Here is an 18,363-nt window from a genome sequence, read left to right as displayed (position 1 = left end):
CCCGGGGTGAGCCGGGGGTGACGGTTACCAGGTGGTGACGATGCCCAGCTCGTCGAGGAGTTGGCGGACCCGGCGTTCGATCTCATCCCGGATCGGCCGCACCTCGGCCAGGTCGAGGCCGGCGGGGTCGTCGACGGTCCAGTTCTCGTAGCGGGTGCCGGGGAAGATGGGGCAGGCGTCGCCGCAGCCCATGGTGACCACCACGTCGGCGGCCCGGACGACTTCGGCGGTCCAGGGTTTGGGGAACTCCTCCGAGATGTCGATGCCACGTTCGGTCATCGCCGCGACCGTGGCGGGGTTGATCTCGATGCCGGGTTCGCTGCCGCCGGACCAGGCGATTGCGTGTTTGCCGGCCAGGTGGGTGAAGAAGCCCAGGGCCATCTGGGAACGGCCGGCGTTGTGGGTGCACAGGAACAGCACCACCGGGCGGCCGTCACGGTGGTGGCCCTCGACGCGGGCCAGGGCCCGCAACCGTTGGCGGGCGAACCGCTCCGCCAACAACGGCAGGTAGTGGGAGATGGTGGCGGCGGTGGCGAACTGGTCGTAGCTGGTACGCAGGAACCGTTCGATGGTCTCGGTGCCGTAGACGCCGTCGAACTCCTCGACCAGCCGCGCAGCGGCCGTGTGCAGGGCGACCTGCTGGTCGAGGGTGATTTCCTCGTGCGGGTAGGCGGTGTCGGTCATCGGGGACCTCCGGGCAGGACGGCGGGGGCGAGCCGGTCGACCCGGTCGGCGAGGTCGGCGTAGGCCGCTTCGAACGCCTCATCGGTGTCCACCCGCACCGGGTCCGGGACGGACCAGTGCAGGCGGGGGCGCACCGGGCCGGCCAGCTCTTCGTGGGCGTTGTCGCACACAGCGATCACCAGGTCATCCCCGCGGACAACGTCGGTGACGTGGGCGGTGCCGGTCGGGTCGAGGTCGAGGTGGTGGCGGTGAGCCACGGCCACCGCGCGGGGATGGACCCGCGCTGCCGGTTTCGTTCCGGCGGAGGCGACATCGGTGTTGGTGCGCTGCTTCCAGAGGGCGGCGGCCAGCTGGGAGCGGGCCGAGTTGTGGGTGCACACGAACACCACCCGGCCGACGCCGGGCAGCCGCGGGGTGGCGAGGGCGGCGAGGGTTTCCGGGCGCAGCCGCAGGTAGGTGCGGCGGCGGTCTCCCTCGGAGCGGCCCTTGGTGACCAGGCCGGCGTCGGTGAGGACCTTGACGTGGTGAGCGACCAGGTTCGTCGGCATACCGAGGGTGTGGGCGATCTCCCCGGGAGAGGAGTCGCCCAGGGTGAGCGCGTCCACGATCGCCAAGCGCGCCGGGTCGCCGAGCGCGGCGTGGATCCGGGCGCGGTGGACGAGAGCAGTATCAGCGTTCATTGACTCAATGATGACTGAGCGAATCGGAGGCGTCAACTCGCCCGCGCTTGCCTCACAGTGGTACGCCGTCCGAGCCCTTCACCGGTGACCGTCTGACGGGGTGGGCGTGGAACCGCCACGGGTGGCCGTGGCGTATCGCACGGCGTGGCTGATCGCGACCACGCCGCGGGCGATCCGAGTGAGGCTGGCGGCGAGGGCGACGACGGCCAGTGCCGAGGCCGGAAGCTCTGACCGCAGGTAGGTCGCGATCACCGTGACATCTCCGGCGAGCGCGAGAGCGGCGATCGTGATGGTGGCGGCGAGTGCGTGTTGAGGGGTGGCCTCGGGTAGCCAGCGCATGAGGCGGCCGGTGGTGGCGAGGGTTCCGGCGGCGGCGGCGATCGCGATGATGATCAGGGGGATGGCGGGGATCGCGGCGAGCAGGGCGATGAGGCCGGTGCGCCAGGGATGCGGTTGCAGGAGCAGCAGCCACCAGATGCCCACGAGAGGGCCGGTGGCGATGTACCAGGCGATGGTTCGCCGGGCGTAGGCGGTGGCCAGTTCCCCGGCAAAGGCGTGCGCGACCGCCTGTGGGGTGCCGAACTGGGCGATCGCGGCGGTGGCCGCCTGATCTTCGGGCAGGCCGGCGGTCATGTGGTCGAGGGTGGCGTGGTCGAGCCCGTCGCGCAGTTCGGCGAGGATGCGCTCGCGGCGTCGGCGTGGTCCACGCAGCCGCACGGCGAGGTCGTTCAGGTACTCGTCCAGGCGCTCCTCGCCGGCCGGGAGGATCAGGCGGTCGCTGGCCATGCCCGCCTGCCCAGCACAGCGGTGACCGCGGTGGAGAAGTGGTCCCAGACTGCCCGCTGCTCGCCGAGCGCGGCCTGCCCGGCAGGGGTGAGATGGTAGGCGCGGCGTCGGCGGCCGCCGACGGTCTGCCACTCGCTGGCGATCACGCCAGCCCGTTCGAGTCGGTGCAGTGCCGGGTAGACGGTGCCGGTCGGCAGGTCCAGCGCCCCATCGCTGCCCGTACGCAGGGCGTCGATGATCGCGTAGCCATGCTGCGGCCCGGGTTCCAGGACCGCGAGCAGCAACGCGTCGAGATGGCCCTTGAGCAGTTCCGGTCGTATCGGCAACACCTGGTGACTCCTCTTCTTGCTGGTTGCGGTCAGGCGCATCTACTGTAGCGTAACAATACTTTGTAACGCTACATATGGTGGTGTGTGATGAGCTCCAACCTGACGATCGTGGACCTGGCGGACGCGAGCGCCGCCGACCGGACGGTGATCGGTGGGAAGGCCGCCGTGCTGGCGGACCTGTCCGCGGCCGGGTTTCCGGTGCCGCCCGGGATCGTGGTCACCGCCGCCGCTCTCGACGACTCGCGGCTGGACGAACGGCTCGCGGCCGCCGCCGAAGACCTGGGTGGGGACGGGTTCGCGGTGCGTTCGTCAGGTGCGGCGGAGGACCTACCCGATGCCTCGTACGCGGGCCTGTACGAGACGTACCTGAACGCGCCGGCCGACGGGCTGGGTGCGGCGGTGCGGCGATGCTTCGCCGCATCGGCCAGCGAGCGCCTCACCGCCTACCACCAGCGGCACGGCGGCGCGTCGGCGGCGATGGCCGTCCTGGTGCAGGTGATGGTCGACCCGGTTGCGGCCGGGGTGGCGTTCACCGCGCATCCGGTCACCGGCGACCATGACCAGACGGTGGTGGCCGCCGTCGCGGGGCTGGGTGATCCGCTGGTGTCGGGTGAGACGACCGGCGAAGAGTGGACGGTGACCGCCAGCGGCGTCCGCATGACCCGGTCCGGCCCCGGCGGCGCGCCTGTCCTCGCCGCCGTCCAGGTCAGCGCGGTGGCGGAGCTGGCGGCCCGGATCGCCGACCGGTACGAGGGCCGGCCGCAGGACGTCGAGTGGGCCATTGACCAGGCAGGCAGGCTGTGGCTGCTGCAGGCCCGGCCGATGACCGCCGTGCCGGAGCCTGTGTCGTGGACGGCACCGGGACCAGGATTGTGGATGCGCAACTTCCGGCTCGGGGAATGGCTACCCGAGGTGGCCACGCCACTGTTCGCCGGCTGGCTGCTGCCGCAGCTCGAAGACGGCTACCTCGATGGGATGCACAGCACCGTCGGCGTGCGAGTGCCGTTCCGGTACGCACTGGTGAACGGCTGGTACTACAACGCCACCCCGATCCCGTCGCCGGCCCTGTTGGCCGGCGTGCTGCGGCAGGGGCGCCGGCGGGCGGTGAAGATCCTGTTCAACGCGTTGATCCGGGTCAGCTCCGACCCGGCCGCCGCCGACCGCGCCGTCCTGTCCGAACTGGAGCGGGCCTGGCGTGAACAGCAACTGCCCGGCTATCGACGCCTTGTTGCCTCCGCAGAGGCTGAGGTGAGCACGGCACCGCCGCCGCGACTGGTGGAACTCGTCGACGCGCTCGGACGGGAGGCCGGGATCTACCTCTGGTATCTGGCGATCGTCGGTGGTTCGGCGTGGAAGATGGAAGCCTGCCTGACCCGCTTCATCCGCCGGCACCTCGCCGACGTGCTTCCCGACAGTGAGGGCGGGGCGCAGGTGCTGCTGCGCGGACTCCCCGGCACTCAACCGTTGACCGGCGCCCACGCCGTGCAGAGCCTCGACTGGTACCACCCGGTCGCCGGAGAACTGGCCACAGGGCAACCGCCCCGCCCCGACCGTCACGGCCAGCTCGCCGAACACCGGGTGGCTGGCGAACAACGCTGCCGGGCAGCGCTCGCCGACCGCCCGAGGCTGCTGGCTGCCTTCGACCAACTGCTGCAGGTCAACCAGCGCTACACCGTCATCCGCGAGGAGCAGGCCCGGGACTTCACCCTCGCTTGGCCGGTCCTGCGAGCCTGCGCCGGCCGTCTCGGGCGACACCTGGTCACTGCGGGGGCGATCGAGCAGCCCGACGACATCTACTTCTGCACCCGGGATGAAGTGAGCACCGCGGTCGCTGGCGGTCCCAGCCGGTTAAGCACCGCGATCGACGAGCGACGGGCGCTGTGGCAGCGTCAGCGCCGATTGCCCGCGCCGTTGACCCTTGGCCGTCCCGTGCGATTGATCGGCGATGTCATCGAACGGGCCGTCCAACAGGCCCGCGCGGGTGCGGAGACCGCCGAAGGAGCCATCGTCGGGCACCCCGCCTCTGCGGGCCGAGCCACCGGCACCGTCGCCATCGTGCTCGGACCACAGGACTTCGACTCCTTCGCCGAAGGTCAGGTGCTCGTCGCCAAGGCCACCGCCCCGGCATGGACACCGCTGTTCGCGCGTGCCGCCGCAGTCGTCACCGACGGCGGATCCCTCGCCGCACACGCTTCCCTTGTGGCCCGCGAGTACGGAATCCCCGCCGTCGTCGGCACCGGTGACGCCACTCAACGACTACGCCCCGGGCAACTCGTCACCGTCGATGGACTGGCAGGCACCATCTCGCCGCACGACTAGAGGGCAGGTGCGGCATGCGCTCAGAGAAGAGCCCAGCCGCGTTGACCGGCGACCCCGCCCTTCCCGCCAGAGGCGCGACACTCCCTCCGCGTCACCCGTGGCCAACGTCGCCCATGGCAGCGGATCGAGGCGCAGATGGCACCGGCCCGTGACGGCGTGGGGGAGCGGCGGGGTCAGACCTGTGAGCCGGCACCCGGCTCGATCGACAGCAGTGCGGCGAGCTGGCGCAGGATCTGCGGGCGGGCGCGGTAGTAGACCCAGGTGCCGCGCCGCTCGGCTTCCACCAGACCCGCCTCCCGCAGAGTCTTGAGATGGTGGGAGATCGTCGGCCCGGTCAGGTCGAACGCGGGCGTCAGGTCGCACACGCACGCCTCTCCGCCCTCCGCGGAGGCGATCATCGACATCAGCTGCAGCCGCACCGGATCACCGAGGGCCTTCAACGTCGGCGCGAGCACCGCGGCCGTCTCGGCCGGAACCCGGCGCCGCGCGAGCGGCGGGCAGCACGGCGCGTCGGCGTTCAGATCGAGGATGGGCAGCGACGCTTGCTGTTTCGACATGCCTCTAGGTTGACACCTCTCTAATCAGCGTGCAAGTCTCTGCTTAGACGGACGTCAAGACAGAGCGTCCCGAGTAAGGGGACCCGCATGTTCGGCTCCATCCGCCGCCCACGGACGTCTCTCACCGGTGTCCGGTTCTGCGACTCCTGCGCCCAGGTGTCCACCCCCGCCCAGCGGGCCGAGCGCCGTCTCGACCGCGCCCGCACCACCGCCTACACGCTGATCACTCCCCGTTGAGGAAGGACCCGCCATGAGCCAGAACATCCCCACCACTGGTGGCTTCACCGGCGACCCCGCCGCCGCCCTGGCCGTCACCGGCTCCGGCGCCTGCTGCGGCAGTCCCGCCCAGGGCGTTGGCGGGATCCTTCCCCCGGCTGGCGAGACCGCCAGCGGCGACCCGTGCTGCGGCACCCAGCAGGCCGCCCAGGCCGCCGACTCCTGCTGCGGCACCCAGGCCAAGGCCGACGCCATCGCCACCGGACAGGCCTGCTGCTCATGACCGCCCGTACCGATCTCGCGGACCTGCTCGCCCAGGTCAGCGCCGACCGGATGACCGCCACCGTCGCCACCCTCGCCTGCGATCCCATGGCGGGCCGGCGCGTCGGCTCGACCGGTGGGGCGGTGGCCCGCGCCTGGCTCGTCGACAAGCTCACCGCGCTCGGCGCCGACGTCCACACCGAGGATTTTCAGGTCCGCGCCGTACCGCAGGTGTATCAGGCGCCGGCGGTCACCTGGGGCGACCGGAACTGTTCGTATCCGCTGGTGTTCGGTCGGCAGGTCGCCATCCACCCGGCCTCCGCCGACAGCCGCAACCGTCGCCGCGGCGACCTCGGTGTCGCGGGCAGAGGCGACCCGGCCGGGCGGTGGCTCGTGGTTCCGGCCGAGATGAGCCTGTTCGACGCCTACCGCGACACCCGCGACGCGGCCGGGCTGCTGGTCCGCCGCCCGGTCGACGCCGAGGGCTGGCAGTTCACCATGCTCGCCGGCCCGGATCCTGGGCCGCTGCCGGTGCTGGCCCTCGACCCCGACACCCACCACGCCGTCCTCGCCGCCGCGACCGGCGACGGCTGGCTGGACGGGACGACACCCCTTCGCCGCGCCGACGTCACCGGCACCAACATCCACGCCCGGCTCCGGCAACCCGCCCCCGGCGGTGTGGAACTGCTGCTGACCGCGCACTACGACGGCGTCGGCGACCACCCCGGGCTGCGCCTACCCGGCGCGTCGGACAACGCTACCGGCGTCGCCGTGGTTCTCGAATCCGCCCGCATCCTCACCACCGCACTCCCCGACGGCGTGGGACTGTCCGTCGCCCTGCTCGACGGGGAGGAAATCGGCGCGCTCGGCTCCGCCCACCACGCCACCCAAGTCCGCGAGCAGGGCGCCGCGCCCCTCGTGATCAACATCGACGGCGCCGGCCGCCTGGACGGGGCGGCGGCGGTCGAGGCCGGCGGCCCGGCCCACCGCCTTCTCGCCCTACTCGACCAGGCGGGCCGGCACACCGGCGTACCGCTCACCGCCAGCCCCGTGGCCTCGGACAACCGCCGCTACGGCGGCGCCGGGTTCGCCGCGGTCGGCATCGGCGCCGGGATGGGCGGCTACCACAGCCCCGCCGACACCCCCGACAAGGTCGATTCGGCCACCCTTGCCGCGATCGCCGGCCTCGTCGTCGCCACCGCCCACCTCGCCGCGGCGACACCCGCTACACTTTCATCGTCGATCGGCGATAAACGATAGAAGGAGTTGGTGGTGGGCGACCTGCTCGACCGGGACACCGCGCAGACGTACGCCTCGTGGTTCCGGGCCCTCGCGGACCCGACCCGGGTGCAGATCGTCGAGTACCTGGCGCGGCATGCCCGGCCGATGAGCGTCGGCGAGATCGTCGCCGCGGTCGGGCTGGCCCAGTCCACCGTCTCGCAGCACCTGAAGATCCTCACGGAGGTGCGGTTCGTGCTCGTCGACCCGGTCGGCACCGCCCGCCACTACCGCATCAACGACGCCTGTGTCGGCTGCTTCCCGTCGGCCGCCGACGTGGTCATGGGCCGCCCCGCCCCGACCCCGAACGGAAAGTGCTGATGGCTGACCTCGCCGTCCGCCCGATGACACCCGATGACGCCGACCGCGTCCTGGCGATCTACCAGGCCGGTCTCGACGGGGGCAACGCCAGCTTCGAGACCGCCGCCCCGACCTGGGCGGCGTTCGACGCCGGCAAGCTGGCCGACCACCGCCTCGTAGCCGTCGACGCAGACGAAGCCCTCATCGGCTGGGTCGCCGTGTCACCGACGTCGACCCGCGCCGTCTATGCCGGCGTCGTCGAACACTCCGTCTACACCGATCCCGCCGCCCAGGGCAGAGGCGCCGGCCGGCTGCTGCTGGACGCGATGATCGCGTCCACCGAGGCCGCCGGCATCTGGACCATCCAGTCCGGCGTCTTTCCCGAGAACGCCGCGAGCCTCACCCTGCACCAACGGGCCGGGTTCCGGATCATCGGCACCCGCGAACGCGTCGGCCGCCACCACGGCCGATGGCGCGACGTCATCCTCCTTGAACGCCGCAGCCCCACCATCACCTGACGCCGCAGTCGGCCGCCCTGAACCGCGGCCCACCGCACCCTGCTGATTTGATGAATCTCAACATAAGGAGTCGCCTGATGAGCGCCCTGGACCAGCTGCCCATCGCCGTCATCGGCGCCGGCCCGGTCGGCCTCGCCGCCGCCGCCCACCTGCACGAGCGCAGCCTGCCCTACACCGTCCTCGAAGCCGGCGACACCGCCGGCGCGGCGGTGAAGCAGTGGGGCCACGTCCGGGTCTTCTCCCCATGGCGGTACAACATCGACCCCGCTGCCCGGCGGCTGCTCGACGACGCCGGCTGGATCCCGCCGGACTTTGAAGCCCTGCCCACCGGCGCCGACCTCGTCGCCAACTACCTGCAGCCCCTCGCCGAACTGCCCCAGCTCAAGCCGCACCTGCGCTACGGCGCCCGGGTCGAGGCGATCAGCCGCCTCGGCTACGACCGGCTCCGCACCGCCGGCCGCGAGCAGGCACCGTTCCTGATCCGCCTCACCACCGGCGAGGAGGTCCTCGCCCGCGCCGTCATCGACGCCTCCGGCACCTGGGGCACCCCCAACGTCGTCGGCGCCTCCGGCCTACCGGCGCGCGGCGAGTCCGACGCCGCCGCGTACCTGGAGCACGCCCTCCCAGACGTGCTCGACGTCGACCGGGACCGCTTCGCCGGCCGGCACACCGTCATCGTCGGCGCCGGCCACTCCGCCGCCAACACCCTGCTCTCCCTCGCCGAACTCGCCACCCAAGAACCGGGCACGGAGGTGACCTGGGCCATCCGCTCCGCCTCCCCCGCCCGCACCTACGGCGGCGGGGACGCCGACGCCCTCCCCGCCCGCGGCGCCCTCGGCTCCCGCCTGCGTGAACACGTCGACGCCGGTCGCATCCGACTGCTCACCGGCTTCTCCGTTCACGCCATCACCCCGACCGGCAGGCGGGTCGTCCTTGTCGTCCGGCACGCCGACGGCACCGAAGAGTCCATCACCGTGGACCGGATTGTCGCCGCCACCGGCTTCCGACCCGACCACACCATCGCCGCCGAACTGCGCCTGGACCTCGACCCGATCATGGGCGCCACCCGCGCCCTCGCCCCACTCATCGACCCCAACGAGCACTCCTGCGGCACCGTCCCCCCGCACGGCGTCGATGAACTAGCCCACCCCGAAACCGGCTACTACGCCGTTGGCATGAAGAGCTACGGCCGCGCGCCCACCTTCCTCATGGCCACCGGCTACGAGCAGATCCGCTCCGTCGCAGCCGCCCTCGCCGGCGACTGGGACGCCGCCCGCGACGTCCAACTCGACCTCCCCGAAACCGGCGTCTGCAACAGCAACCCCGCCGACTCCACCGGCACCGACAGCTGCTGCGGCCCCACCCCGCAGCCGGCCAAGGGACTTGCCACGGGCATCTCCGGTGGGCTGCTGTCCGCCCCGCTGAGCCTCATCAGCCTCGACACCCCGGCCAGCGGCCAGACCGGCGGCTGCTGCGGCAGCTGATGGCCACCTCCACGATGGCGCCCGCCGACCTGCCGACCTGCCGACCTGCCGACCCGCCGGCCCGACGGTCGGCGGGCGCCGTCCACCGGACCTCCGATGCACGGCACGTCAACATTCGCCCACATGTACTGATCATCCGTCGAAACCCCGCGACGCTTGGCGCGTTCCACCGATTGGCGGCATCGACCTGCGGGCCGACCGGAGGCGTGACGAGTGCGGCTCTTCCTGGTGCTTACCGGGAGAAGATCTCGCAGATGGTCACTCACTGGCCGACGGGCGCAGTCGTATGGAAGGCCGTGCCTGGCTGGGTAGGTTGCCATCCCTCGGCCAATGCCTTCCGGACAATCGCCGCGACCGCCGACGGGAGAACGGGGACCGCCGGCCCGCCAAACCAGTTGCTTGGATGATCCTGAGGCATGCCGACCAACAACACCCTGCCCTTGCAATCGACCTGTTCGACAGCGACGGCGAGTGGATTCTCACACAGCGCTTGGGCATAGGTTGGTCTGCCGCGTACTCGCCACCTGTAGGTGATCCCGTCAACCGTGATGAGCCGAGAGCCCTTCTTGACCAACGCCATGACGATCCTCCTCGACGTCAGATGACCGTGCCCGTAGCGTGCCCGATGCAGCGGTCAGCATGGGGCAGCGAGGGACGCCCGATCGGCGAGGCAGACACGCTGCGTGCCGCCTGACCTCAGAATGTCGCTACGCGACGTGTAGATCAACGCGATTCCCAAGCGGACAGTTCAAGTTGATCAAGTAACGCTCGCGGTTCTACTTGGCCGGGCCGGACCCGGAACCGGGTGGTGCCGTCCTCAGCTTCCACGTGATCCCGCCCAGTGCTAACGAGGAGGATCTGATCCTCCTGCTGACCGACGACACAGCACCTCACGAACGCCGGCTGGGGGAGAGGAGCGCCAGGAGCGATGGCGTCATCGAAGAAGATCGGGACCTTGTCGACGAAGAACCACGTTCGTCCGTCGGCGTCGACCAGGCGCACACGAACCCACCCCGGCCAGTCTTCGTCGACCCATGCGGAGCACCTTCCCGGCGATCGGCAGTAGCGAGCTGATCGGCTCCAGGTCGAAGCCACGCGCGGCCAGCGGCAGGCTCTCAAGGTGGTATCCCCGGTACTCCTGGTGGCCCACCTGCCGGGTCAACTCCGGCAGGGTGCAGCGCACGCACTCCAACGCGTAGAACGCGACCGCGTCGATCAGCGCGAGGGACTCGTCCGACCAGGCGACCGGAGCGATGAGCGAACTCCGTCCGTCCGTATCACGTCGGCAGGACGGCATCCTTCGGGCGCTGGAAGACGCCTCCCGTCTCGAGTGTCACCTTGTCCGGGGGAGCGTCGGCGGGGCGCCCGTGGAGGTGGCCGATGGCCCAACTCCACAGCGGGGCCAGGCTGTCGCGGGAGTGGTCGAGCCGTTGCGGTCCGCCGGACAGGGCGGCCTGAGCCAGGCGAGCCGTTCGCCCCCGGCGGCCAGGTAGCGCCGTAGGTGGTCCTCCGTGGACTCGGTGATGGTGCTGAGGAGCATCCCGGGCGGGCGCCAGCACGACGCGCTGCTTCCCGGTGAACAGGCCGTACGCCTGGTTGACGGTTGGCGTGCTTTACCGCTTTACTATTGAACTAGTAAAGCAAGGGAGGCGGGTCGTCTTGTTCCTGTTCAGGCTCGACAGCGGGTCAGGGGTGCCGCCGTACCTGCAACTGGTGCACCAGGTGAGGCAGGCGGTCCTTATGGGATATCTGCAAGCCGGTGATCGGCTGCCGCTCATCCGTGAGGCAGTCGAGACCCTGGCGATCAACCCCAATACTGTCGCCAAGGCTTATCGGCAGCTGGAGCAGGAGGGCCTCGTGACGGGCCGCCCGGGACAGGGCACCTTCGTCAACGACGTGGCCTCCGCGGCGATACCGGCCGAGGACTACACCGCTTTGCGCCGGGACATGGAGGCGTGGCTCAAGCGCGCCTACGAGGCGGGGCTCGACGAGCACGCGGTCACCGCTCTGTTCACGACCATCCATCAAGAAACCAGGATCGGGGCCATCTCATGACACATGCCCTTTCCGCCAGCAGCCTCTGCAAGCGCTACCGTTCGACGTGGGCGCTGCGCGACTGCGACCTGGCACTGCCGGCCGGGCGGGTGATCGCCCTGGTCGGCCCGAACGGTGCCGGCAAGACCACGCTGTTACGCCTGACCGTGGGCCTGCTCTCGCCCACCTCTGGCTCGATCGAGGTGTTCGACTCCTCGCCCACCGCCAACACGCCACAAGCGCTGGCGCGCATCGGTTTCCTGGCCCAGGAGCACCCGCTCTACCGGAGCTTCACCGTCGCGGATCTTCTGCATTTCGGCGCCAGCCTCAACATCCGGTTCGACCGCCGGCTGGCGGAGAAACGGCTTGATTCGCTCGGCATCCCGCTGGATCGCAAGGCGGGCGCGCTCTCCGGCGGCCAGCAGTCACAGGTCGCGCTGGCACTGGCCTTGGCCAAACGCCCGGACCTGCTGGTGCTGGACGAGCCACTGGCCAGTCTGGATCCCGTGGCGCGCCGTGAATTCCTGCAGACCCTGATGGGCGCGGTAGCGCAGGACGGTATCACCGTCCTGTTCTCCTCCCATGTCGTGCACGAGCTGGAGCGAGTCTGCGACTACCTGGTGGTGCTCAACCACGGGCGCATCGCCCTCGACGGTGACATCGATGCGGTGCTTGCGCGCCACCGCATCCTGACCGGCCCGCGCTCCGAAATGGACGATCCGCGACTCGGCGCCGTTCTTGAGGCCACCCACAGCGACCGACACACCTCGCTGCTCGTACGTGACGGCGCCGCGATCGACGGCTGGCAGGAGCAGCAGGCGGGCCTGGAGGACGTCGTGCTGGCTTACCTACGCGGTTCCGCAACGATCGAGAAGAGGGAGGTGGCCGCGTCATGATCTGGATGACCTGGCGACAGCACCGCACCGAAATGCTTGTCCTGGCCGGGATTGTGGCCGTCATGGGGCTGATCGTGGTAGCACTGGGGCTGTCGATGCGCGGGCTCTTCCCCGACGGCGTGGCTGCCTGCACCCACGCCGACGTCACCAGCGGGGACAGTTGCGGGCTGGCTCTGAGCAAACTCAGCGACGGTTACGGTCACGCCACATTTCTTTCCATGCTGGCCACTCTGGTCCCGTTCGCCATCGGCGCCTTTCTCGGCGCGCCTCTGCTCGCCCGCGAGTTCGAGGCCGGCACCTGGCAGCTGGCGTGGACGCAAGCGGTCCCCCGGCTGCGGTGGCTGGGGGTGAAAATCGTCGCGCTCGCGGGCCTGACCGTCCTGCTCACTCTTGCGTTGTCCGCCTTGATTTCCTGGTACCGGGCCCCGATGGACATGTTCGAGGGAAAGCTGGGCCAGATCGGATACGAGGTCGAGGGCGTGGTGCCGGTCGCCTACGGCCTGTTCGCCTTCGCCCTGGCGACGGCGGCCGGGGTGTTGCTGCGGCGCAGCCTCGCCGGGCTGGCCGTGGCCGCAGTGGCATTCGTGGTAGCACGGATCGGCGTGGCCAGCTTTGCCCGCCCGAAGTTCGCCACCGCCATGACCCTCGTCCAGGCGATGCAGGAGAAGGGACGCGACGACACGCGAGGCACCGGCAAGGTCGGCGACTGGACGATCGGGCAAACCTTCGTCGACGCCTCGGGCCACGCACTCGCCACCCCGACGCTCGACAAACTGTCCGGGGAAGCCACCGAAGCCGGAGTCAGCGTTCCTACCTATTTCCAGCAGCACGGGATCCAGCGCGTGATCACCTATCAGCCGGGCGACCGGTTCTGGCACTTCCAGCTCGTGGAGGCCGGGCTCTATGCCGCCGCGTCCCTGTTGCTCGTCGCCCTGGTGGTCTGGCGGGTCAGGCGGCGCAGCCTCTAGCCAACGCTTTCCGTAGCGGCAGCCGGATCCGAAAGATTTGGGAAGTAGTTCCTATTGCCGTATGTCGATGAGGCCGGCGCGATTCGGTGCATGAGTCTCAGAATGACGGTCACACGAAGCGCTGCCGCACTGACGATGTTCCTCGGGCTCGGTGCGGTCACGCCTGCCCTTGCCGGCAGCCCGGCACAGGCAACTGCGACCACCACGACGACCGCGACCGCCACGGCGGCTGCCTGCACCAAATACGTTTGTCATCTCACTGCGGCCGGTGGAGATCTGGATCGACTCGGAGCCCAACGCCTACAACGAGACGTGGTACAAGCTGTCTCTCGGTCAGGTCTTCTGCGCCTCAGGCACCAACGCGTCCAACAGGCGTTTCAAGGTGGACTACAGCGTCATTAATATGATCGGCGGCATGCTAGGCGGGGGATTTCAATGACAGACCGCCGAGCCCAAGCCTGCGATCGAGCGGGTGAAGCCCGTGCCGGGCGGACTCGGGGCGATCGGCCTTGCCGTGGTGGTGCAACTCCTGTTCCTGACGTTGTTCAACCTCTATCCCGGCACGAACTCGGGCTTTCTCAGCCCGGCGATGTTCGTCGGGGTTCTCCTGCTCGGCGCGGCGGTGATCCTGGCGCCGGAGATCACCCTCCCGGCGATCGGCGTCGGGGCCCCGTCGGGGCAACCGCCTGACGGTTGACAGGATCCGACCATGACAGTGCTTGAGGCCCTCGCGGCTAGGGTCGCCGACGGCCTGGCAGACCTGGCCGCGAGGCCCGAGCGGGCCGCCGTGGTGATCCCCGGCGAGCGTGGCGACCGCATCGTGGTCGACCTGCGGGACTTCCCGCTGCACCACGACGACGTCACCACGTTCTTCGTTGACGTCGGCCTCTGCCCGGTGCCGTGGGTGGCGTGGCTGCACGAGATCAGCTTCGCGCAGGCGCGGGAACGGGTTCCGGACGAGGCCGACGGGATGGTCCGCGACCGGTTGACCGGGCCGGGCATGGGCGGCTACTGGGATATCCGCGGCCGCGACCTGGGGCCGGCCGTGCGCGACCTGCTGCCGGCGCTGCGGATCGCACTGGACGGCAGGTTTCTGCCGCTGCTGCCGCGCGAGGCGTTGCGCGCGCGGATCCGCTCCGGTGACCTGTACCCGGCCGCCGGGGTGTACGGCGATCCCCGCGTCACCCAGATGCTGTGCGTGCTGGAGGACATGCCCGACGGCGACCGGGCGCAGTTGGTGGAGTACTTTCGTCGCTGTGCCGCCGTCGGCGACCTCGACCTGGGGCGGCTGGCCGACTGGCTGGACAGCGATCCCGCCGGTGCGGGCTCGGGAACCGGCGCGGTGCGGCCCGCGCCGGACGGCGCGGTGGCGGCCGACCGGCAGGAGGACGGGTAGGCGTAGGCATCCGCCTGGGGTGCCCTCGGCACCTCGGGCGGAATGTTTCCGGCCTAGATGGGGCCAGGTTGGCGTGGTCGCACGACCGGCCGCCATGCTCGGTCAGGTCGGCCTGTAAGCGTGGGACCCGGGACCCTGACCGGCGACCACGGCTACGTATACGGAAGGTGACGAGCCTCCGACTGCCGATGCGCGAGTCGCGGGGCCTACTTGTGCGTGAGGCGGGTCCACTTGGCGCGTCGCGTCAGGCCAGCGTCAGCTCAGCCGCAGATCGTGTTGTTCGAGGGAGGCCTCGATGATGTTCAGTGCTTTCGGCCCCATGCCGTGCAACCTGGCAAGCTCTGCGCGCGGCACACCCGCGAGATGGCGTAGCGCGGTGTAGCCGGCGGCGTTCAGTGCCCGCGTCGCTGGTGCGCCGATCTTCGGCAAGGTGTCAAGGGACGAATTCACCGCTTGATGCTAAACCGCCGATCCCACGCCCGACGCCCGCATCGCGGCCATGAGAGTGTGGTGTTAAGAAGTCCCGTGGGCGGTCAGGCAAATCCGCCGTTGCTGAACAGCAGTTGACCGTTGATCCACTGACCTTGTGGCGAGCACAAGAAATCAACCAGATTTGCGGTGTCCTGTGGGGTGCCGAGCCGGCCGAGTGGTGTCTGCCGGATGCAGCCGTCTCGTCCTGCCTCTGTCATCCACCCGGTGTCCACCGGACCGGGATTGATGACGTTCGAGCTGATGCGGAGGTGCGCCAACTCGTGGGCCGCAGCCAGGGTGATGCGGTCGAGTGCGCCCTTGCTGGCGCCGTACGGCAGGTTTCCCACAGTGTGATCACTGGTGAGGGCGATGATGCGACCGTCGCCGTGCCGGCCGCGGAAGCGCCGTCCGTGCTCGCGAATCAGCAACCATGTCGCCCGCGCGTTGACGGCGAAGTGGCGGTCGAAACTCTCCACGGTGGTGTCGAGTAGTCCGGAGTCGACTGACTCGCAGTGGCACATCACCAAGGCGGTAACTGGACCGAGCTGGCGCTCGGCCTCGTCATAGATCGCAGCGGGTGCCGTGGTGTCGGTGAGGTCCGCTTCTACGGCGGCGACGGCCGCTCCGCGCGCGGTGAGTGCTTGCGTGATGGCGTCGGTGGCCCCAGCTTCGATGCCCCAGCTCATGCGCTCGTCGTACGCGGTCCAGAAGGTGAAGGCGATATCCCAGCCTGAGGCCGCCAACTGGCTTGCGATGCCAGCGCCGATACCGGTCGTGCGGCCGACCCCCGTGATGAGTGCTGTCGGCCGGGATCCGCCGGACGGAGCGGGTGGAGTGCCGTCCGGTCTCTGCCCAGGTTTCGCCATGACGGGCATCCTCCTCGATCGCCAAGAGACCGCGCAATCGCCGTTCGCTGCGCAGGCTCGATCAAGCGAATCGCCTTTCGCAGAACGGCGCTTGCCCCACAGATGCGGCAAGCTGCTTCGAGTTCTCCGGTTCCGGCTGGCCTACCTACGGCACGCCCTTGGCGTCACCGGCAGATCGGCAACCAGGTAAGCGCGACTTCTCCGAAAACGCCCTAATCTCGGCATGTCCGCACGTCAGGCTGTCAACCGCGGCGATCACGGTATGTAGCGCCCGGATCGCGATTAGAAGCGCGCATGTCACCTCCGTGAGCGCGACGGATCGGTGAGCTGTCAAGCTCCGTGATTGGTTACGGCGGTCCAGGTTGTTACCGGTTCGGTCGTAGCGCATGGTGGTGGCTGGGTTGGCGTGACGGCCGCGATCTGGACGTTGCGGCGGCTGACGGCGGCATTGAGGATCGCCGGGAGAACGGGGCGGACCGGGCAGAGTGGCGTCATCGAGCGGCACCTGGTATCCGAGTTGTCGCCCTGGAGAAATGGCGCTGCGCCACGTACGTCCGGGAGGGTCGATGACCATGATGTCCGGCAAGGTGTGCCTGGTGACCGGTGGGACCAGCGGGATTGGCCGGGAGACGGCGGCCCGGCTGGCCGAGTTCGGGGCCACCGTGGTCGTCGTCGGGCGCGACGCCGAGCGAGGGCGAGCGGCCGTCACGGAGATCCGGCATCGGGCGCCCGGCGCCGAGGTGGACCTCCTGACGGCCGACATGTCGAGCCTGGCCGAAGTGCGTCGGCTGGCCGTCGAGGTGCTGGAGAAGTACGACCGGCTCGACGTGCTCGACAACAACGCCAGAGGCAAGCCGGCGCAATGGCTGTCTGACCTCTTCGGCCCGGCTGACGAGGTCATCGAGCAGGAAGACCTGCTCAGAGGGTTGTCGATGGGATTCGAGTCTCAATTCCCGGGATCCCTACCCCACGACGGCACGCAGCCCCGCACGCGGCCGGGAGGCGCCTCGCCGGGTGGTGGCCAGGCGAGGCGCCTCCCGCGCAGGATCGAACGGTCAGCGGTGGCCGACGAAGATGCCGATGCCGTTGGCGACCGCGCGCTCCGTCCCGTCTGAGGGGTTGTTGCGGGCTGTGGCTGCCGCCTGGCCCGGCTCCCGGACGGCGATCGTGGTCGAGCCGCCGCCGTCCAGGTTCACCGCGGCGTCCGCGCCGAGCGTACGCATGAGGTCGGCCAGTTCGGCGATCGTGAAGCCCGCGCTGGCGGGCGCGCTGCCGGCCAGTGCGACGAGGTACGCCGTCTCCCCGTCGCGGCTGACGCCGGCCGAGCTGCGCACGGCGGCGGTCTTGGTGTCCAGGCCCGCCAGCGGCTGTCCGTCGCGCAGGATCGGCGCGCCCCCGACCGCGAACGTCAACTTCGGCTCACCGACCGAGACCAGTTTCTCGTCCACCGTCACCCGGTCGCCGACGATTAGGTCGTCGAGCACGTCCGCGCCGCCCTCGCGACCGACCAGCACCTGGGTGTCGCTGGGAATCGCGCCCGCGCCGGGCGTCTGACTCACCGAGGTCACCACACCGTCGCGTACGGTCACCTCATAGGTGCGGGTGCTGCACGGATCGAGGCGGCTGGTGTCGCTGCCGCAGGTCGACCGGACCCGCGAGGCGGTGCCCCAGTCGGAGGTGAAGAGGCCGACGCCGCCGACCGGGAGCGCGTACTGGTTGAGGCCGTCGAGCGTGAACGTGCCCTTCGCGCTGCGTACCTCTCCGACCAGGCTCAGGGTGTCGACGCGCGCCTTGCCGTTCACGCCCACACCGAACACGTCGCGGGTGGAGGTGCCGGGGGCGAGCCCAGGGCCGAAGCGCTGCGCGTTCGGTACGGCGAACTTCAGCTCCTCGCCGTCGGCGATCTCCGGGCCCGACGCCGAGCCGGTCGGCACGACCCCGTCATGGGTCTCGCTGATGTTGAAGAAGTCCCCGTTCACGCCGGCGATGGCGCCCTGGTCGTTCGTCATCGCCGAGACGACCTGGCGCTGCGCGACAGTATCGGGGTGCAGCAGCTCCAGGGAGATCTTGTTCTTGCGCAGGTCGGCGGTGAGCAGGTAGCCGACGGTGACGCCGCGGGGCGTGTCCACCTGGAAGGAGCCGTACGTCACGCCCGGGGCGAGCTGCTCGGTGGAGGTGAAAGTGATCGAGGCGTCCGCCGTCGTGACGGGCGCGGTCGCGGCCTGGGCGCTGCCGGTCGGCGCCGCGAGCGTGCCCAACCCCGCGGCGAGCAGCAGCGCCAGACCCGGACGTCCGAGGTGCGATGACCTCATCGCCGCTC

23 protein-coding genes are annotated in these 18,363 nt (G+C 70.1%); 14 read left to right on the top strand and 9 right to left on the bottom strand.

Annotated features, from left to right (window positions below):
• Positions 1-24: 24 nt before the first annotated feature.
• The 4 genes from ACIRG9_RS12725 to ACIRG9_RS12710 all read right to left on the bottom strand — a co-directional run bounded on the left by ACIRG9_RS12725 (position 25) and on the right by ACIRG9_RS12710 (position 2,518).
• A complete protein-coding gene (locus ACIRG9_RS12725) occupies positions 25-684 on the bottom strand; it encodes an arsenate reductase ArsC (RefSeq protein WP_402854379.1) in 660 nt (219 codons plus the stop codon).
• Positions 681-1,364, bottom strand: a complete 684-nt coding sequence (locus tag ACIRG9_RS12720) for a helix-turn-helix domain-containing protein (RefSeq protein WP_402854377.1) — start codon at positions 1,362-1,364, stop codon at positions 681-683. Before ACIRG9_RS12720 ends, ACIRG9_RS12725 begins: the two co-directional genes overlap by 4 nt.
• Before the next feature lie 78 nt (positions 1,365-1,442).
• Positions 1,443-2,150 (bottom strand): permease prefix domain 1-containing protein, encoded by a 708-nt coding sequence (locus ACIRG9_RS12715; RefSeq protein WP_402854375.1) that lies wholly within the window; start codon positions 2,148-2,150, stop codon positions 1,443-1,445.
• A complete protein-coding gene (locus ACIRG9_RS12710; RefSeq protein ID WP_402854373.1) occupies positions 2,132-2,518 on the bottom strand; it encodes a PadR family transcriptional regulator in 387 nt (128 codons plus the stop codon). The genes ACIRG9_RS12715 and ACIRG9_RS12710 overlap by 19 nt, the downstream gene beginning before the upstream one ends.
• Before the next feature lie 48 nt (positions 2,519-2,566).
• On the opposite strand from ACIRG9_RS12710, the gene ACIRG9_RS12705 reads away from it, so the two are divergent.
• A complete protein-coding gene (locus ACIRG9_RS12705) occupies positions 2,567-4,798 on the top strand; it encodes a PEP/pyruvate-binding domain-containing protein (RefSeq protein WP_402854371.1) in 2,232 nt (743 codons plus the stop codon).
• Positions 4,799-4,971: 173 nt separating this feature from the next.
• Here the strand turns inward: ACIRG9_RS12705 and ACIRG9_RS12700 are convergent, their stop codons facing one another.
• Positions 4,972-5,355, bottom strand: coding sequence for an ArsR/SmtB family transcription factor (locus ACIRG9_RS12700; protein ID WP_402854369.1), 384 nt, complete (start codon positions 5,353-5,355; stop codon positions 4,972-4,974).
• Between the two features lie 87 nt (positions 5,356-5,442).
• Between ACIRG9_RS12700 and ACIRG9_RS12695 the strand changes: the two genes are divergently transcribed.
• The 6 genes from ACIRG9_RS12695 (at position 5,443) to ACIRG9_RS12670 (ending at position 9,412) form a co-directional block, all read left to right on the top strand.
• Positions 5,443-5,592 (top strand): hypothetical protein, encoded by a 150-nt coding sequence (locus ACIRG9_RS12695; RefSeq protein ID WP_402854368.1) that lies wholly within the window; start codon positions 5,443-5,445, stop codon positions 5,590-5,592.
• Between the two features lie 13 nt (positions 5,593-5,605).
• On the top strand, positions 5,606-5,854 hold the full coding sequence (locus ACIRG9_RS12690) for a hypothetical protein (protein ID WP_402854366.1): 249 nt from the start codon (positions 5,606-5,608) through the stop codon (positions 5,852-5,854).
• Complete coding sequence (locus tag ACIRG9_RS12685) at positions 5,851-7,092, top strand: M28 family metallopeptidase (RefSeq protein ID WP_402854364.1); 1,242 nt, start codon at positions 5,851-5,853, stop codon at positions 7,090-7,092. The genes ACIRG9_RS12690 and ACIRG9_RS12685 overlap by 4 nt, the downstream gene beginning before the upstream one ends.
• Before the next feature lie 12 nt (positions 7,093-7,104).
• Positions 7,105-7,431, top strand: a complete 327-nt coding sequence (locus tag ACIRG9_RS12680; RefSeq protein WP_402854362.1) for an ArsR/SmtB family transcription factor — start codon at positions 7,105-7,107, stop codon at positions 7,429-7,431.
• Complete coding sequence (locus ACIRG9_RS12675; RefSeq protein ID WP_402854360.1) at positions 7,431-7,928, top strand: GNAT family N-acetyltransferase; 498 nt, start codon at positions 7,431-7,433, stop codon at positions 7,926-7,928. The genes ACIRG9_RS12680 and ACIRG9_RS12675 overlap by 1 nt, the downstream gene beginning before the upstream one ends.
• A gap of 77 nt (positions 7,929-8,005) precedes the next feature.
• Positions 8,006-9,412: an NAD(P)-binding domain-containing protein gene (locus ACIRG9_RS12670; RefSeq protein ID WP_402854358.1), complete on the top strand. Its 1,407-nt coding sequence runs from the start codon at positions 8,006-8,008 to the stop codon at positions 9,410-9,412.
• A gap of 262 nt (positions 9,413-9,674) precedes the next feature.
• Here ACIRG9_RS12670 and ACIRG9_RS12665 read toward each other — a convergent pair whose 3' ends face one another.
• The gene (locus ACIRG9_RS12665; RefSeq protein WP_402854356.1) at positions 9,675-9,992 is read right to left on the bottom strand and encodes a hypothetical protein; all 318 of its coding nucleotides are present in this window, start codon (positions 9,990-9,992) and stop codon (positions 9,675-9,677) included.
• A gap of 1,079 nt (positions 9,993-11,071) precedes the next feature.
• On the opposite strand from ACIRG9_RS12665, the gene ACIRG9_RS12660 reads away from it, so the two are divergent.
• The 6 genes from ACIRG9_RS12660 (at position 11,072) to ACIRG9_RS12635 (ending at position 14,706) form a co-directional block, all read left to right on the top strand.
• The gene (locus tag ACIRG9_RS12660) at positions 11,072-11,467 is read left to right on the top strand and encodes a GntR family transcriptional regulator (RefSeq protein ID WP_402854354.1); all 396 of its coding nucleotides are present in this window, start codon (positions 11,072-11,074) and stop codon (positions 11,465-11,467) included.
• On the top strand, positions 11,464-12,342 hold the full coding sequence (locus ACIRG9_RS12655) for an ABC transporter ATP-binding protein (protein WP_402854352.1): 879 nt from the start codon (positions 11,464-11,466) through the stop codon (positions 12,340-12,342). Before ACIRG9_RS12660 ends, ACIRG9_RS12655 begins: the two co-directional genes overlap by 4 nt.
• Positions 12,339-13,310, top strand: coding sequence for a transporter (locus ACIRG9_RS12650; protein WP_402854351.1), 972 nt, complete (start codon positions 12,339-12,341; stop codon positions 13,308-13,310). The genes ACIRG9_RS12655 and ACIRG9_RS12650 overlap by 4 nt, the downstream gene beginning before the upstream one ends.
• 268 nt (positions 13,311-13,578) lie before the next feature.
• Entirely contained in the window at positions 13,579-13,749 is a 171-nt protein-coding gene (locus ACIRG9_RS12645) for a hypothetical protein (RefSeq protein ID WP_402854349.1), read from the top strand.
• 33 nt (positions 13,750-13,782) lie between these two features.
• Positions 13,783-14,007 carry a hypothetical protein gene (locus ACIRG9_RS12640; RefSeq protein WP_402854347.1) on the top strand — a complete coding sequence of 75 codons (225 nt, stop codon included), beginning with the start codon at positions 13,783-13,785 and terminating at the stop codon, positions 14,005-14,007.
• Between the two features lie 12 nt (positions 14,008-14,019).
• A complete protein-coding gene (locus ACIRG9_RS12635) occupies positions 14,020-14,706 on the top strand; it encodes a hypothetical protein (RefSeq protein WP_402854346.1) in 687 nt (228 codons plus the stop codon).
• Positions 14,707-14,961: 255 nt separating this feature from the next.
• Here the strand turns inward: ACIRG9_RS12635 and ACIRG9_RS12630 are convergent, their stop codons facing one another.
• Together ACIRG9_RS12630 and ACIRG9_RS12625 are read right to left on the bottom strand one after the other, a co-directional pair.
• The gene (locus ACIRG9_RS12630) at positions 14,962-15,156 is read right to left on the bottom strand and encodes a DNA-binding protein (protein ID WP_402854344.1); all 195 of its coding nucleotides are present in this window, start codon (positions 15,154-15,156) and stop codon (positions 14,962-14,964) included.
• An 83-nt stretch (positions 15,157-15,239) separates the two neighbouring features.
• On the bottom strand, positions 15,240-16,043 hold the full coding sequence (locus ACIRG9_RS12625) for an SDR family oxidoreductase (RefSeq protein WP_402854342.1): 804 nt from the start codon (positions 16,041-16,043) through the stop codon (positions 15,240-15,242).
• A 566-nt stretch (positions 16,044-16,609) separates the two neighbouring features.
• On the opposite strand from ACIRG9_RS12625, the gene ACIRG9_RS12620 reads away from it, so the two are divergent.
• Entirely contained in the window at positions 16,610-17,158 is a 549-nt protein-coding gene (locus ACIRG9_RS12620; RefSeq protein ID WP_402854340.1) for an SDR family NAD(P)-dependent oxidoreductase, read from the top strand.
• On the opposite strand, the gene ACIRG9_RS12615 is transcribed toward ACIRG9_RS12620, so the two are convergent.
• Entirely contained in the window at positions 17,099-18,355 is a 1,257-nt protein-coding gene (locus tag ACIRG9_RS12615; RefSeq protein WP_402854338.1) for a phosphodiester glycosidase family protein, read from the bottom strand. The two genes, ACIRG9_RS12620 and ACIRG9_RS12615, sit on opposite strands and share 60 nt — an antisense overlap.
• Positions 18,356-18,363: the final 8 nt, after the last annotated feature.

It is taken from the genome of Micromonospora sp. NPDC093277 (genome assembly GCF_044765245.1).
Lineage (GTDB): Bacteria > Actinomycetota > Actinomycetes > Mycobacteriales > Micromonosporaceae > Micromonospora.
This window is presented reverse-complemented; position numbering and strand designations above follow the sequence as displayed.

Coding starts and splice junctions, on each gene's coding strand:
- ACIRG9_RS12725 (WP_402854379.1), bottom strand. CDS start 684: ATGACCGACACCGCCTACCCGCACGAGGAAATCACCCTCGACCAGCAG.
- ACIRG9_RS12720 (WP_402854377.1), bottom strand. CDS start 1,364: ATGAACGCTGATACTGCTCTCGTCCACCGCGCCCGGATCCACGCCGCG.
- ACIRG9_RS12715 (WP_402854375.1), bottom strand. CDS start 2,150: ATGGCCAGCGACCGCCTGATCCTCCCGGCCGGCGAGGAGCGCCTGGAC.
- ACIRG9_RS12710 (WP_402854373.1), bottom strand. CDS start 2,518: ATGCGCCTGACCGCAACCAGCAAGAAGAGGAGTCACCAGGTGTTGCCG.
- ACIRG9_RS12705 (WP_402854371.1), top strand. CDS start 2,567: ATGAGCTCCAACCTGACGATCGTGGACCTGGCGGACGCGAGCGCCGCC.
- ACIRG9_RS12700 (WP_402854369.1), bottom strand. CDS start 5,355: ATGTCGAAACAGCAAGCGTCGCTGCCCATCCTCGATCTGAACGCCGAC.
- ACIRG9_RS12695 (WP_402854368.1), top strand. CDS start 5,443: ATGTTCGGCTCCATCCGCCGCCCACGGACGTCTCTCACCGGTGTCCGG.
- ACIRG9_RS12690 (WP_402854366.1), top strand. CDS start 5,606: ATGAGCCAGAACATCCCCACCACTGGTGGCTTCACCGGCGACCCCGCC.
- ACIRG9_RS12685 (WP_402854364.1), top strand. CDS start 5,851: ATGACCGCCCGTACCGATCTCGCGGACCTGCTCGCCCAGGTCAGCGCC.
- ACIRG9_RS12675 (WP_402854360.1), top strand. CDS start 7,431: ATGGCTGACCTCGCCGTCCGCCCGATGACACCCGATGACGCCGACCGC.
- ACIRG9_RS12670 (WP_402854358.1), top strand. CDS start 8,006: ATGAGCGCCCTGGACCAGCTGCCCATCGCCGTCATCGGCGCCGGCCCG.
- ACIRG9_RS12665 (WP_402854356.1), bottom strand. CDS start 9,992: ATGGCGTTGGTCAAGAAGGGCTCTCGGCTCATCACGGTTGACGGGATC.
- ACIRG9_RS12655 (WP_402854352.1), top strand. CDS start 11,464: ATGACACATGCCCTTTCCGCCAGCAGCCTCTGCAAGCGCTACCGTTCG.
- ACIRG9_RS12650 (WP_402854351.1), top strand. CDS start 12,339: ATGATCTGGATGACCTGGCGACAGCACCGCACCGAAATGCTTGTCCTG.
- ACIRG9_RS12635 (WP_402854346.1), top strand. CDS start 14,020: ATGACAGTGCTTGAGGCCCTCGCGGCTAGGGTCGCCGACGGCCTGGCA.
- ACIRG9_RS12625 (WP_402854342.1), bottom strand. CDS start 16,043: ATGGCGAAACCTGGGCAGAGACCGGACGGCACTCCACCCGCTCCGTCC.
- ACIRG9_RS12620 (WP_402854340.1), top strand. CDS start 16,610: ATGACCATGATGTCCGGCAAGGTGTGCCTGGTGACCGGTGGGACCAGC.
- ACIRG9_RS12615 (WP_402854338.1), bottom strand. CDS start 18,355: ATGAGGTCATCGCACCTCGGACGTCCGGGTCTGGCGCTGCTGCTCGCC.